The 13,533-nt window shown below is 64.7% G+C and carries 12 protein-coding genes; 9 read left to right on the top strand and 3 right to left on the bottom strand.

Annotation, left to right across the window (positions count from 1 at the left end; translation table 11 throughout):
* Nucleotides 1-34: 34 nt before the first annotated feature.
* From H8B03_RS04190 to H8B03_RS04160, 7 genes are all read left to right on the top strand, one after another.
* Complete coding sequence (locus tag H8B03_RS04190) at nucleotides 35-787, top strand: folate-binding protein YgfZ (RefSeq protein WP_193140480.1); 753 nt, start codon at nucleotides 35-37, stop codon at nucleotides 785-787.
* 458 nt (nucleotides 788-1,245) lie between these two features.
* Nucleotides 1,246-2,346 carry an ABC transporter ATP-binding protein gene (locus tag H8B03_RS04185; protein ID WP_193140479.1) on the top strand — a complete coding sequence of 367 codons (1,101 nt, stop codon included), beginning with the start codon at nucleotides 1,246-1,248 and terminating at the stop codon, nucleotides 2,344-2,346.
* A 68-nt stretch (nucleotides 2,347-2,414) separates the two neighbouring features.
* Nucleotides 2,415-3,527 carry an extracellular solute-binding protein gene (locus H8B03_RS04180; protein ID WP_193140478.1) on the top strand — a complete coding sequence of 371 codons (1,113 nt, stop codon included), beginning with the start codon at nucleotides 2,415-2,417 and terminating at the stop codon, nucleotides 3,525-3,527.
* 66 nt (nucleotides 3,528-3,593) lie between these two features.
* A complete protein-coding gene (locus tag H8B03_RS04175) occupies nucleotides 3,594-3,884 on the top strand; it encodes a DUF1330 domain-containing protein (RefSeq protein WP_193140477.1) in 291 nt (96 codons plus the stop codon).
* The gene (locus tag H8B03_RS04170; protein ID WP_193140476.1) at nucleotides 3,881-5,554 is read left to right on the top strand and encodes an ABC transporter permease; all 1,674 of its coding nucleotides are present in this window, start codon (nucleotides 3,881-3,883) and stop codon (nucleotides 5,552-5,554) included. Before H8B03_RS04175 ends, H8B03_RS04170 begins: the two co-directional genes overlap by 4 nt.
* A 3-nt stretch (nucleotides 5,555-5,557) precedes the next feature.
* Complete coding sequence (locus H8B03_RS04165) at nucleotides 5,558-6,736, top strand: ABC transporter permease (protein ID WP_193140475.1); 1,179 nt, start codon at nucleotides 5,558-5,560, stop codon at nucleotides 6,734-6,736.
* Nucleotides 6,737-6,906: 170 nt separating this feature from the next.
* Nucleotides 6,907-8,448, top strand: coding sequence for a helicase HerA-like domain-containing protein (locus tag H8B03_RS04160; protein ID WP_193140474.1), 1,542 nt, complete (start codon nucleotides 6,907-6,909; stop codon nucleotides 8,446-8,448).
* Between the two features lie 123 nt (nucleotides 8,449-8,571).
* Here the strand turns inward: H8B03_RS04160 and H8B03_RS04155 are convergent, their stop codons facing one another.
* Nucleotides 8,572-9,234 (bottom strand): DUF1523 family protein, encoded by a 663-nt coding sequence (locus H8B03_RS04155; protein ID WP_193140473.1) that lies wholly within the window; start codon nucleotides 9,232-9,234, stop codon nucleotides 8,572-8,574.
* Between the two features lie 192 nt (nucleotides 9,235-9,426).
* On the opposite strand from H8B03_RS04155, the gene H8B03_RS04150 reads away from it, so the two are divergent.
* Both H8B03_RS04150 and H8B03_RS04145 read left to right on the top strand, forming a co-directional pair.
* Nucleotides 9,427-10,425: a P1 family peptidase gene (locus tag H8B03_RS04150; RefSeq protein WP_193140472.1), complete on the top strand. Its 999-nt coding sequence runs from the start codon at nucleotides 9,427-9,429 to the stop codon at nucleotides 10,423-10,425.
* A gap of 45 nt (nucleotides 10,426-10,470) precedes the next feature.
* Nucleotides 10,471-11,037: a hypothetical protein gene (locus H8B03_RS04145; protein ID WP_193140471.1), complete on the top strand. Its 567-nt coding sequence runs from the start codon at nucleotides 10,471-10,473 to the stop codon at nucleotides 11,035-11,037.
* Here the strand turns inward: H8B03_RS04145 and H8B03_RS04140 are convergent.
* Both H8B03_RS04140 and H8B03_RS04135 read right to left on the bottom strand, forming a co-directional pair.
* Nucleotides 11,027-11,827 carry an alpha/beta hydrolase gene (locus H8B03_RS04140; protein ID WP_193140470.1) on the bottom strand — a complete coding sequence of 267 codons (801 nt, stop codon included), beginning with the start codon at nucleotides 11,825-11,827 and terminating at the stop codon, nucleotides 11,027-11,029. The genes H8B03_RS04145 and H8B03_RS04140 overlap by 11 nt on opposite strands.
* A gap of 190 nt (nucleotides 11,828-12,017) precedes the next feature.
* Nucleotides 12,018-13,412, bottom strand: a complete 1,395-nt coding sequence (locus tag H8B03_RS04135; protein WP_193140469.1) for a GntP family permease — start codon at nucleotides 13,410-13,412, stop codon at nucleotides 12,018-12,020.
* Nucleotides 13,413-13,533 lie beyond the last annotated feature (121 nt).

The following is a 13,533-nucleotide window of genomic DNA, read 5'->3' as shown; positions in this document are numbered from 1 at the left end:
CTATATGACGGGGGCGCAGGACAGGGGAAAGCCGATGACCATCACAGACCGTCAAATCCTTGAGGTGACCGGCCAGGATGCAGAGCCATTCCTGCAAGGGCTGGTGACCAATGATCTGTCCGGGCTGGCACAGGGCCTGATCTATGCCGCGCTGCTGAGCCCGCAGGGCAAATACCTGGCCGATTTCTTCCTGGCGCGGCAGGGCGGGGCCATCTTGCTGGATGTGGCCGCCGGGCTGGCACCAGGCCTGCTGAAGCGCCTGAGCATGTACAAGCTGCGCGCGGCGGTGGAGATCACGCCGTCACCGCTGGTCGTCGCGCAGGGGCTTGGCACGGCCCCCGAGGATGGCTGGTCCGACCCGCGCCACCCGGCGCTGGGGTGGCGGGCCTATCGGGCAACGCCGACGGATGGCATCGCCCCGGCAGCCTGGGACCGGCTGCGTGTGGCCCATGCCATCCCCGAAAGCGGGATCGAGCTGATCCCCGACGAGACCTATATCCTGGAAGCCGGATTCGAACACCTGCACGGGGTGGATTTCAAGAAGGGCTGCTATGTGGGCCAGGAAGTCACCGCCCGGATGAAACACAAGACCGAACTGCGCAAGGGTCTGGCCCGCGTGGCCATCGACGGCACCGCCCCTGTGGGCAGCGAGATTACCGCGGACGGCAAACCGGTGGGCCGCCTGTTCACCCAGTCGGAGGGCGAGGCGCTGGCCCATCTGCGCTTTGACCGCGCGCAGGGCGAAATGCAGGCCGGGGCGGCGCGGTTGAGGCTGCTGGAAATCTGACAGCACGGGGGGGGTTGACGCAAGGACACCCGCACGCTTAAGTTTCCGTCGTCAGCGATGGCGTCGCTGATCAGGGCCGCGCGCCTTGCAGTTCAGTCCTGCACGCCGGGATATCCATTCCCGTCGCAGATCGGGGTTTGACCTGGACAATACGCCTTGCCCGACCTTTCCGACCACCCCCGTTTCTTCAGCAGCCATAGCGGCCAGAAGGCCCCGCTGCCCTTTACCTCAGCGGCATCCGATACGATCGCCGCATGATGATTCGAATCGCGAAACCGCGCCGGTGTCATGCAAGGCTCACGGCGTTTTCAGAACGCCGGGAAAGCGCTCATGCCTCTTCCTGAACAGCTTTTTCCCAACGCATCCGGTTCTTTGGTTGTAACTTGGACCGGGACGCGTTTTGATTTGGGGATACCGGTCGGCACGACACGAACGGACAAAAACAGGGAGCCGAGTTCTTGGCACTAGACCAGACAAACGACGCCTTCGTCGAATTTCAACGTGTGCAGAAAAGTTATGACGGCGAGACCCTTGTGGTGAAGGATCTCAATCTGTCGATGCCCAAGGGCGAATTTCTGACCATGCTGGGCCCGTCAGGGTCCGGAAAGACCACCTGCCTGATGATGCTGGCCGGGTTTGAAACCGCCACCCATGGCGAGATCCTGCTGGACGGCAAACCCATCAACAACATCCCGCCGCACAAGCGCGGCATCGGCATGGTGTTCCAGAACTATGCGCTGTTCCCGCATATGACCATTGCGGAAAACCTGTCCTTCCCGTTGGAAGTGCGCAAGCTGGGCAAGTCCGACCGCGAGGCCAAGGTCAAACGCGCGCTGGACATGGTGCAGATGGGGGCCTTCGGCGGACGTCGGCCGGCACAGCTTTCGGGCGGCCAGCAGCAGCGCGTCGCGCTGGCCCGCGCGCTGGTGTTCGAACCCGAACTGGTTTTGATGGATGAACCGCTGGGCGCGCTGGACAAGCAGCTGCGCGAACACATGCAGTTCGAGATCAAGCGCATTGCCGACAATCTGGGCATCACGGTGGTCTATGTGACCCACGACCAGACCGAGGCGCTGACCATGTCGGACCGGGTCGCGGTGTTCAACGATGGCCGCATCCAGCAGCTTGCGCCGCCCGACGACCTGTATGAGCATCCCGACAACAGCTTCGTCGCGCAATTCATCGGCGAGAACAACACGCTGGAAGGCACCGTCAAGGAGATCAACGACAAGATCGCGCTGGTGGAGCTGGACGATGGCGAGTTGATCGACTGCATGCCGGTCAATGTTTCCAAGCCCGGCGAACGCACCCGTGTTTCGATCCGCCCCGAGCGGGTGGAAACCAGAAAGGAACGCCTGAACCCCGACGCCCACCTGCTGAAGGCAGAAGTGCTGGAGTTCATCTACATGGGCGATATCTTCCGCACACGACTTCGGGTGGCGGGCAATGACGATTTCATCGTCAAGACCCGCAACGCCCCCGATACCGTCCGGCTCACCCCCGGCGAAACCATCGAGATCGGGTGGCTGCCGGAAGACTGCCGGGCGCTGGACGCCTGAGCACAACCGCCGCGGGTCCATCCTCGCGGTCAACAAACCAAAGAAAACAAATCCAAGGGGAGTACTATATGAAACTGCTAACAACGCTTCTGACCGGCAGTGCACTGGTCGCAGCAGGCAGCGCCTTTGCCAATGACCACATGGCTTCGGACATGACGCTGGTATCCTGGGGCGGCGCCTATCAGACCAGCCAGCAGAAGGCCTATACCGAGCCTTACATGGCTGCCAATGAAGGCGTTTCGGTGACCTGGGACGAAAGCTCGAACGAAGCCGTGTCGAAGCTGCGCGCCATGAACGAAGCCGGCAACGTGACCTGGGATCTCGTGGACGTGGAGGGCCCCGACAGCCAGCGTCTGTGCGACGAAGGCCTGGCCATGGAGATCGACTTTGACGACGTGCTGGCCCAAGGCGACGACGGCTCCGATGTCGAAGACGACTTCGGCCCGACCCTGATCAACGACTGCTTCATCCCGCAGATCGTGTTCTCGACCACCTTCGGGTACCGGACCGATGTCGAGGAATGGGACGGAAGAACCCCGACCAGCCTCTGCGACGTGTTCGATCTGGAGAATTTCCCCGGAAAGCGCGCGCTTGAAAAACGCCCCAAGAAGAACCTGGAGTGGGCGCTTCTGTGCGACGGCGTGGCCCAGGAAGACCTCTATGACGTTCTGGAAACCCCCGAGGGGCTCGAGCAGTCGCTGGCGAAACTGGACACCATCAAGGACGAAACGATCTGGTGGTCGTCGGGCGCCGACACGCCGCAGCTTCTGGCGGATGGCGAAATCGTCATAGGTTCCGCCTACAACGGCCGCCTGTTCAGCGTGATCGAGGAACAGAGCCAGCCGGTCGCGATGCTGTGGGACTGGCAGGTCTTTGATTTCGACGGCTGGGTCATCCCTGCGGATCTGCCGGACGACCGTCTGGCCCGTGTCCTGGACTTCGTGAAGTACGCGACCGACACCCAGCGTCTGGCCGATCAGGCAGCCTATATCTCTTACGGTCCGGCCCGCGCTTCGTCGCAGCCGCTGGTGTCGACCCATGCCGAACTGGGCATCGAGATGGCGCCGCATATGCCGACCAACCCTGCCAACCAGAAGAATTTCCTGGTGAACAACATCGAATGGTGGGCCGACAACCAGGACGACGTGGAAGCCCGCTTCCAGGCCTGGCTGGCGAAGTAACCGCCGATACAAGCCTCGGACGGGGCCTTCTGGCCCCGTCTTACCCAGCCGGAAAGGAGACCACCCATGCCCAAAGGGTATTGGATCGTCCATATCAAGGTCACCGACCCGGCCCCGTATCCGGATTATGTGCGCAAGGCCCAGCCCGTGATCGAGGCCTTCGGCGGCGTGTACCTGGTGCGCGGCGGCGAAAGCGATGTGACCGAAGGCGAGGCGCGCCCCCGCCATGTGGTCGTCGCCTTTCCCGATCTGGCCACCGCGCGCGCCTGCTATCGCAGCCCGGAATACCAGGACGCAGCCGCCATCCGGCAGAGTTGCGCTGAAACAGATTTCACAATTGTCGAGGGATATGCATGAGCGACGCAACCGAGACTGGCCGTGTTCTCTCCGCGGACGGAACGCCACTTAAAAAGAGCCTGAACCGCGCCCTTCGCGTTCAGAAAATGCGGGCGCTGGCGCTGATCGCTCCGCTTCTGATCTTCGTGCTCGTGACCTTCATCGCGCCCATCGCGGACATGCTGTTCCGATCGGTAGAAAACCAGATCGTGTCCGACACGCTGCCGCGCACGGTGGCCGCCCTGAAAGACTGGGATCCCGAAAGCGGCGAGGTTCCCGATGAGCAGGTGTTCGACGCGCTCTACAAGGATATGTTTGTCGCCCAGGAACAGAAGATCCACACCCGTGTCGGCAGCCGGCTGAACTATGAAAACGTCGGTATGTCGTCGCTGTTCCGCAAGAGCGGTCGGGCCGTGGAAAAGATGGGCGATCTTTACGTCGACCAGTTCGAGGATCTGAACGACGCCTGGGGCGAGGAAACCACCTGGGTCGCCCTGATGGCCAGCCCCGCCTATGCGCAGGCCGCCACCGGCTGGCTGGCCGAGCAGGACGCGGCCAAGAAGGCCGGACAAGCGTTTACCAAGGCCCCCCCGGCGTTTGAACCGGCCCCCGGCATTGGCGACCTGCTGCCCCAGACCGCCGAGGCCTTCGGCCAGTTCGCCGATTTCATGCGCACGGAAGAAGAAGAAACAGCGCTGGACGACGAACCCTGGACGCTGGTCTACACCGCGCTTTACAATGATCTGACAGCCGCGTCCGAGGCCGGCATCGCGGCCTATTCCGGCCCGCAGGCCGATCTGCTGAAAGAGGCAAAGGCGGCCGTCGCCACCTTCGAAAGTGCCAGCCGGAAGGCGCAATTCCTGGAAGCGGACGAGGATTGGGGTGACGTTGGCGTCTGGCAGACCATCCGCGTCTATGCCCCGCGCTACACGCCGGGCTATTTCCTGAACGCAGTAGACAAACAGTTGGGTCCGGACGGGATCACCGACCAGCCCGAGAACCAGCAGATCTACATCATGCTGTTCAAACGCACCCTGTTCATGTCGATGGTCATCACCGTCAGCTGCATCCTTCTGGGCTATCCGGTGGCGTGGCTGCTGGCCAACTTGCGGATGCGCACCGCGAACCTGCTGATGATCCTGGTGCTGCTGCCGTTCTGGACCTCGCTGCTGGTGCGCACCTCGGCCTGGAAGGTCATGCTGCAACAGCAAGGCGTGATCAACGACGTGCTGGTCTGGCTGGGTTTGGTCGATGACGCCAACCGGCTGATCATGATCAACAACCAGTTCGGCACCATCGTGGCGATGACCCACATCCTGCTGCCCTTCATGATCCTGCCGCTCTACTCGGTGATGCAGACCATCAACCCCAGCTACCTGCGCGCCGCGAAATCACTGGGCGCAACCAACTGGACGGCGTTCTGGCGGGTCTATTTCCCGCAGTCGGTGCCGGGAATCGGGGCGGGTTCTATCCTCGTCTTCATCCTCGCCATCGGCTATTACATCACGCCCGAGATCGTCGGCGGTACCACCGGGACATTCATCTCGAACCGGATCGCCTATCATATCTCCAGCTCGCTGAACTGGGGTCTGGCGGCCGCACTTGGCGCGATCCTTCTGGCCGCGGTCCTGATCCTGTACTGGGCCTATGATCGCATCGTCGGCATCGACAACGTGAAACTGGGGGGCTGATCCATGGCAACCATCATTGACCTGAAACCGCAGCCCTTCAGTTTCGTCGGCCCCATCGTCGGCGCCTTCGGTGCCCTGGCAGGGCTGCTCGTGGGCACGGCGCAGGGCTCGGGCCTGCTGGGCCTGGTGCTGGGCGCCATCCTGATGGCCGGCATGGCCTTTGCGCTGATGCATCTGAAACTGCCGCGCCGGTCGGTGCGGCTGGGACTGGTGGTGATCTTCGCCATCATCGGCCTGATGGTCGGCGGCACTATCGGCGGGATCATCAGCGCCCTGGCGGGCTGGCTCTTCGGCAACCTGACCTTCTGGCTGGCCGATGGCCGCTATCGCGCAAACCTGGCCCCCTATCTGACCCCTGGACAGGTGTTGTGGCACTTTACCTTCCGGGTAATCTGCGGGGTGATCTTCGGCTTCCTGATCACGCCGATCATCGTGGTGATGCCGCTCAGCTTCAACGCCGAGGATTTCTTCACCTTCACCCCCGAGATGCTGGCCCTGAAGCCCGAAGGCTATTCGCTGAAGCACTATCAGGACTTCTTCACCAATTCGGACTGGCAATCGGCGTTGTGGAACTCGCTGACCATTGCCCCGGTGGCGACCCTGCTGTCGGTCAGTTTCGGAACGCTGGCCGCCATCGGCCTCAGCCAGCCGCATGTGCCCGGACGCCGGGCCATCATGGCGATCCTGATCTCGCCAATGATCGTGCCGCTGATCATCTCGGCGGCGGGGATGTATTTCTTCTATTCGCGCATCGGCCTGCAAGGCACCTACCTGGGCGTGGTTCTGGCCCATGCAGCGCTTGGCATTCCCTTCGTCATCATCACGGTGACCGCCACGCTGGTGGGCTTCGACAACTCGCTGACGCGGGCGGCGGCCAACATGGGCGCCGACCCGGTGACCACCTTCTTCCGGGTGCAGATGCCGCTGATCCTTCCCGGCGTGATCTCGGGCGGGCTGTTTGCCTTCATCACCTCATTCGACGAGGTGGTGGTGGTGCTCTTCGTGGGCTCGGCCGGGCAGAAGACCCTGCCATGGCAGATGTTCATCGGCCTGCGCGAACAGATCAGCCCGACCATCCTTGCGGTGGCGACGCTGCTTGTGGGGATTTCCATCGCGCTGCTGGCCACGCTGGAGGTTCTGCGCCGCCGGTCGGAACGGCTGCGCGGCATGAGCCCGGGCTGACGTCCCCTCACGGCTGACCTGCGGAAACCGCGGCCCCTGTGGCCGCGGTTTTTCGTTGCCCCCCCCCCCGACACCGCGGAATTTCCGGCCGGTTGCGCAAATACGCCGCGCGATGCCCTTGCCGCACCGCGCCCGCGCCGACATGATCGGGGCAACAGAGGGAGCAGGACATGTCGGGCATTTTCATCGGCGGGGGCGGCACGGACTATCGCGAACCGCAGGTGCTGAAACTGGATCTGGCCAACCGTCACGGGCTGATCGCGGGTGCAACCGGCACCGGCAAGACCGTGACCATGCAGATCCTCGCCGAAGGGTTTTCCGCCGCCGGCGTCCCGGTGTTCATGGCGGATGTGAAAGGCGACGTCAGCGGCCTTGGCAAGCCGGGCGCGCCCAGCGATCGCATCGCCGCACGTGCAACGCAGATCGGGCTGGCCGACTATGCCCCCGCCGCCTGCCCTGTCGTGTTCTGGGACATCTTCGGCCAGTCCGGCCATCCCGTGCGCACCACGGTTAGCGAACTTGGTCCAGTGCTTCTGGCCCGGATGCTGGACCTGACCGATGTGCAGGAAGGAGTTCTGAACATCGCCTTCCGCATCTGCGACGATCAGGGGCTGGCGCTGCTGGATCTTGACGATCTGCGGGCGGTCCTGAACTGGATCGGTGACAACACCGAGGCGGTGCAACACGACTATGGCCATGTGGCCCGTGCCTCTCTGGGGGCGGTGCAACGGGCGCTGCTGGTGCTGGAAAACCAGGGTGTGCGCGGGTTTCTGGGCGAACCGGCACTGCAACTGTCGGACCTGATGACCACCGACGCCCAGGGGCGCGGCCAGGTCAACATCCTGATGGCCGACAAGCTGATCACCACGCCGCGCCTGTATTCCATGTTCCTGCTCTGGCTGCTGTCGGAACTCTTTGAAGAGCTTCCCGAGGTCGGCAACCCCGACAAGCCGAAGCTGGTCTTTTTCTTCGACGAGGCGCATCTGCTGTTCGACACCGCTCCGAAAAGCCTGCTGCAACGGATCGAACAGGTGGTGCGGCTGGTGCGCTCCAAGGGCGTGGGGGTCTATTTCGTCAGCCAACTGCCCGACGACATCCCCGAGGACGTGCTGTCGCAGCTGGGCAACCGCATCCAGCACGCCCTGCGCGCCTTCACTCCGCGCGATGCCAAGGCGCTGAAAACCGCCGCCGAGACCTTTCGGCCCAACCCGGCCTTCGACACCGCGACAGCGATCCAGCAGGTCGGCACCGGCGAGGCGGTGGTGTCCCTGCTGGAAGACAAGGCCATCCCTGGCATGGTCGACCGCGTCCTGATCCGGCCGCCCGCCAGCCAGATGGGACCGCTGAGCGAGGACGAGCGCCGGGCGCTGATCACGGGCTCCCCGCTGGGACAACGCTATGACACCGCCGTCGACCGGCGTTCCGCCCATGAAATCCTTGCCGAACGGGCGGCGGCCAAAACCACCCAAAGCGCCTCTCAGGATGACCTGAAGGCCACTTTCGAAACTTTCAACCGCCCGTCGCAAGCCGCCCGACCCTCACCGGGCCGCGCCACGCGCTACACCGGGAAGAACTCACCCGGTAAAAGTGAAAACGGCTCGATGGCCTCGAACCTGGGCGAGGCCTTCGCGAAAACCATGGTGCAGCAATTGTCCACCCGCCGGGGCCGGCGCATGGTGCGCGGCCTGCTGGGCAGCCTTCTGAATCGCTAGCCGGCAGGCCCGTCCCGCGGCCCCGGATTCTTTTTGAAAAAAATACTCAATCCGCCGCGCAGCGGCGCGCGGCCCAACGCCTGTGGCCCGCAAGGGCCGCAGGGGGCGGGAGCCTCCCCGGCCTCAGCCGCCGAAGGTTTCCACCCACCATTCCCGGAACTTCTCGCGCCGTCCGCGGAACCGGCGGCCCGCCGCATCCACATGATCGTCGGCGGCGTCGAAGGCGCTGGCCACATCTTCGACCACCGGATCCACCCGGTTGGCCCAGAACCGCTTCACAAACGCCCGGATCACCAGCACCAGCGCCGCAAGCCCGGTCAGCACAAGGATGTTGAACACCGGGATCACCCGGTGATCGGGACCGGAGACTTCCTTGAGGCTCAGCACGTTGGGAAAGACCGACAGCAGCTGGTTGCGCCAGCCATAGGATTTCACCAAGATCCAGCGCGGCGCATCCTGGCTCGAGGTCAGATCCGCGGCCCGCGCCTGCAGGTCGGCGGAATTGAACTTCATGTAGGGCGGCCAGCCCCAGCCCGTGTCCTCGTTGCGGAACACCTTGGTGCGGCCGCTTTCCCGCACGCCCGAGATGAATTTCACATCCCGGTTGCCCGCCGTCATCGCGCCCGGTTCGGACGAGCCCCAGAACAGCGACCCTTCGCCCACCTCGACCCGCCGCACTTCGGTCTCGACGATGCGCAGGGTGTCATGGCGGGGCAGCGTGTAGTGCAGGAACCCGCCCAGCAACAGGACCATGAGGCCCCAGAATATCCATTTCACGTAGACCATGGTCACTCTCGTTGACTTGAGAACAGTATTTGGGATCGCAAGGCCGCGCAAACAAGCCACCCTGCGGTTCAGGCCACCATAGGCCAGAGCGGGCCGGCCCACAAACCCTGCCGCTTCGCGGAAGGTCGCAGGGCGGGGTTGACCCGCACCGCCGCAGGCCCGAGCCTGCCAGGGCAATTCAGGAGAGACCCCATGCCCACCGGCCCCCGCAATCTGATCACCGATGTTGCCGGGTTCCGTGTCGGCAATGCCCAGGATCAACGCCTGAAGTCCGGCACCACCGTGCTGACCGCCGACGCCCCTTTCACCGCCGCCGTGCATGTGATGGGCGGTGCGCCCGGCACCACCGAGACCGACCTTCTGGCCCCCGACAAGCTGGTGCAGCAGGTGGATGCGCTGGTGCTGTCCGGCGGGTCCGCCTTCGGGCTGGGCGCGGTCGATGGCGTCCGCCAGGCCCTTCGGGGCGCGGGCCGTGGGTTCCAGGTCGGCGGCCAACGGGTGCCGATCGTGCCCGGCGCTATCCTGTTCGACCTGCTGAACGGTGGCGACAAGGGGTGGACGACCTCTCCCTATCCCGATCTGGGCCAACAGGCGCTGGCCGCAGCAGTCCCGGATTTCGCGCTCGGGTCGGTGGGCGCGGGATGCGGCGCCACCACCGCGACGCTGAAAGGCGGTCTGGGTTCGGCCTCGGTCCGGGTCGGCCCCTTCACGGTGGGCGCCCTGGTGGCGGTCAACGCGCTGGGGGCGGCGAATGTGCATCCGCACCGGCAGTTCTGGGCCGCGCCCTTTGAGGTCGGCGAGGAATTCGGCGGCGCAGGCATCTGCCCGCATCCGGCCCCGGACCCGGCCCCGCGCAAGGACACGCAGCCCGGCACCAGCACCACCATCGCCATTGTCGCCACCGACGCGGATCTGACGCAGGCACAGGCCACCCGCCTGGCCACCTGCGCCCATGACGGGCTGGCACGGGCCCTGTTCCCCTCGCACACGCTGCTGGATGGCGATCTGGTCTTTGCGGCCGCGTCGGGCACGCACCCCCTGCCCGACGACGATCTGACAGTCCTTCTGGATCTGGGACACGCGGCGGCCACCTGCATGGCCCGCGCCATCGCCCGCGGGGTCTGCCATGCCCGCCCGGAACCGGGGGATATCCTGCCCTGCTGGCGATCGCTGGTTGATCTGACGGACTGATCGCGCCACCCTGTCCCCGAATGATGTCTACAAGGTCGAGAGCCCATGATCCGCTTCCCCACCCGCACCGCGCTTTGCCTGCTGCTGACCGCCACGCCCGCACTGGCCGATGACGTGACCGATACGCTGGATGCTGCCCGTGCCGCCTATGACGGCGGCAATATCACTGCCACGATCGAGGAACTGGCCTATGCGCAAAGCCTGCTGCAAGCCATGCGCACCGACGGGCTGGCGGCCTTTCTGCCCGAGGCTCCCGATGGCTGGACCCGCGAGATCAGCACCGAGATGAGCGGCGCATTGGCCTTCACCGGCGGCGGCACCGGCGCCGAGGCGACCTACAGCAATGGCGACCAGAGCTTCTCGATCAGCCTGTTGGCCGACAGTCCGATGATGATGGCGATGGCACCGATGCTGGCCAACCCGATGCTGGCCACCGCCTCGGGCGGCAAGCTGCACCGGATGGGCAGCGTCAAGGTGCTGGAAACCGACGGCCAGTTGATGACTCTGGTGGCCAACCGCTTCCTGATCCAGGTCGAAGGCGCCAGCACCGAGGTGATGATGCCGATGCTGGAAAGCATGGATCTTGTCGGGCTGGCCAGCTTTACCCCGTAAACAGGCTTTCGGTCAGCCGGCTGTCAGGGTCTGACAGCCCGTGGATCACGTCCAGATGATGGCAGCCCGGCGCGATCCGGTGCCTGGCCCCCCAGGCACGGGCCAGATCCTCTGCCTGTTGCAGGAACACCGGGCGTTCATGTTCGGCGGCCCAGACCGTCACCGCCAGACCGGGCGCGGGCTGGCGCAGGATCGGGCTTTCGGCCTCGGCCTCAAGCGCATCCAGATGCAGGTCAGCGTTCAGCGGCGTTTGCAGCAAGGGGCGCAGATCGCCCAGCGGCGAGATCGGCACCACACGCTGCACCCGCGCCTGCACATCCGCCGGCAAGGGGCCGTTCGCCTCGGCCATGCGGGCCACCAAATGCCCGCCCGCAGAATGACCCGCCAGGATCACCGGCCCCGCCGGAACCCGCGCCGCCGCCGTGGTGATGGCCTGTGCCACATGCCGCGTGATGCCGGAAATACGCACCTCGGGCACCAGCGGATAAGAGGGCATCGCCACCGCCCAGCCGCGCGCCACAGCCCCGCGCGAGAAGTGCGAGAAATCGCTGCGATCAAAGCGCCGCCAATAGCCGCCGTGGACAAAGACAACCAGCCCCTCGGGCCGCCCGGCAGGCAGGAACAGATCATACCGTGCCCGCGGATGATCGCCGTAGGGCAGATTCAGCATGGCCCGCCCGATCGACGCCTCGACCGCCCGATGATCGGCCGCATCCTCGGTCCAGCCCTCGATCACCGCATCCGCCTGCGGGATGTAGGCGGTGATCTCATAGGCGGTGCGCATGTCCATCGGGAAACCTCTTCCGCTGCAATCGCGCCAGACTGTCCCCGTGGCGAAGGGCGGTCAACCGGGGCGGGCGCGGTTTGGCAGCCCGCGCTACGATCCCAATGCGGTCCGCGACAAGATGCTGGTCCTGCGGAACATGCAGGGCAACTGTCTGGCTGTACCAGCCCCCAAATAGGCGGCTGGGGCGTCACCCCTAGACCGACCCGAACATGCTGCCCAGTATGATCACGGTGATCAGCGCGACCACCGGCACCGCCACGGCGACGACGAAGATATCCACATAGCTTTTCTTGTGCGTCAGGCTGGTGATCGCCAACAGGGTGATGACGGCGCCGTTGTGCGGCAGGCAGTCGAAGCCGCCCGAGGACAGGGCCGCGACCCGGTGCAGCAGTTCCGGGCTGACATTGGCCAGTTCGGCCAGTTCCAGATAGGTCGATCCCAGTGCCTCCAGCGCGATGCTCATGCCGCCCGAAGCCGAACCGGTGATCCCCGCCAGCGCATTCACCGCGATGGCCAGCGACACCAGCGGCACATCCGGCATGATCCCGGTGACCCCGTTCTTGATCAAGGCGAAGGCCGGCAGCGAGGCGATGACGGTGCCATAGCCAACCTCGGACGCGGTGTTGAAGATCGGCAGGAACGAGCCGTTGACGCCTTGCGTTATCGTGGCATTCAGCGTCCCGGAAAACCGTTGCCAGTTGAGCGCGATCAGCACGAGGACCGAAGCCGTCAGCGCGGTGATGATCGCCCAAAGCCCGCGCACATCGTCGATCGAGATGCCGCCGTAGATGTCCTCGGCCAGATAGGAGAAGTCCATCGCCGGATAGACGAAGCGCGACAGGATCAGGTTCAGGACGATGACCACGAAGATCGGCAGGATCGCGGCCCAGAAGGGCGGATCGTTGTCCTCGACCGTGGGCGGCAAGGCGGCGATGGCGGAATACTGGTCCTCCTCGCCATAGCCCAGCCCGGCGGCGCGGGCGCGGCCGATGCGCATGTTCAGCCAGGCAACGCCGCCCGTGAACATGATGGCCGCGGCCAGCAGCCCCAGGATCGGGGCGGCGAAGGCATCAGTGCCGAAATAGGGTGCCGGGATGGCGTTCTGGATCGCCGGGGTGCCGGGCAGCGCCGTCATGGTGAAGGTGAACGAGCCAAGCGCGATGGTGGCCGGGATGAATTTCTTGGGGTAATCCGCCCGCGCGAACAACGCCGCGGCGATGGGATAGACCGCGAAGGCCACGACGAACAGCGAGACGCCACCGTAGGTCAGCACCCCGCAGGCCAGAACCACGGCCAGGGCCGCCTGTTTCTGCCCGACTTTCTCGACGATCCACTCTGCGATGACGCGGGCGCTGCCCGAAACCTCCATCAGCTTGCCGAAGATCGCGCCCAGCAGGAACAGCGGGAAGAACTTGATGACATAGCCGCCAAGCGCCTCCATGAAGACCTGCGTATAGGTGGCCAGGATCGGCGCGCCGCCTGACAGACCCGCCGCCAACAGCGACAGGACCGGCGCCAGGATCAGCACGCTGATCCCGCGATAGGCCAAATACATCAATAGGAATAGAGAAACGATAATGCCCAGCATGGTGAAACTCCTGTACCACGCTCAGATTAGCGAACAGTCATGGCCATGGGCGAGCAAATCGTGAGGCTGCGGCAATCAGGCCCGCCGAACGCGAAAAGGCCCGCGCCGAAGCGCGGGCCAG

Origin of the sequence: Meridianimarinicoccus sp. MJW13 (assembly GCF_014901205.1) — a bacterium.
Lineage (GTDB): Bacteria > Pseudomonadota > Alphaproteobacteria > Rhodobacterales > Rhodobacteraceae > Meridianimarinicoccus.
This window is presented reverse-complemented; position numbering and strand designations above follow the sequence as displayed.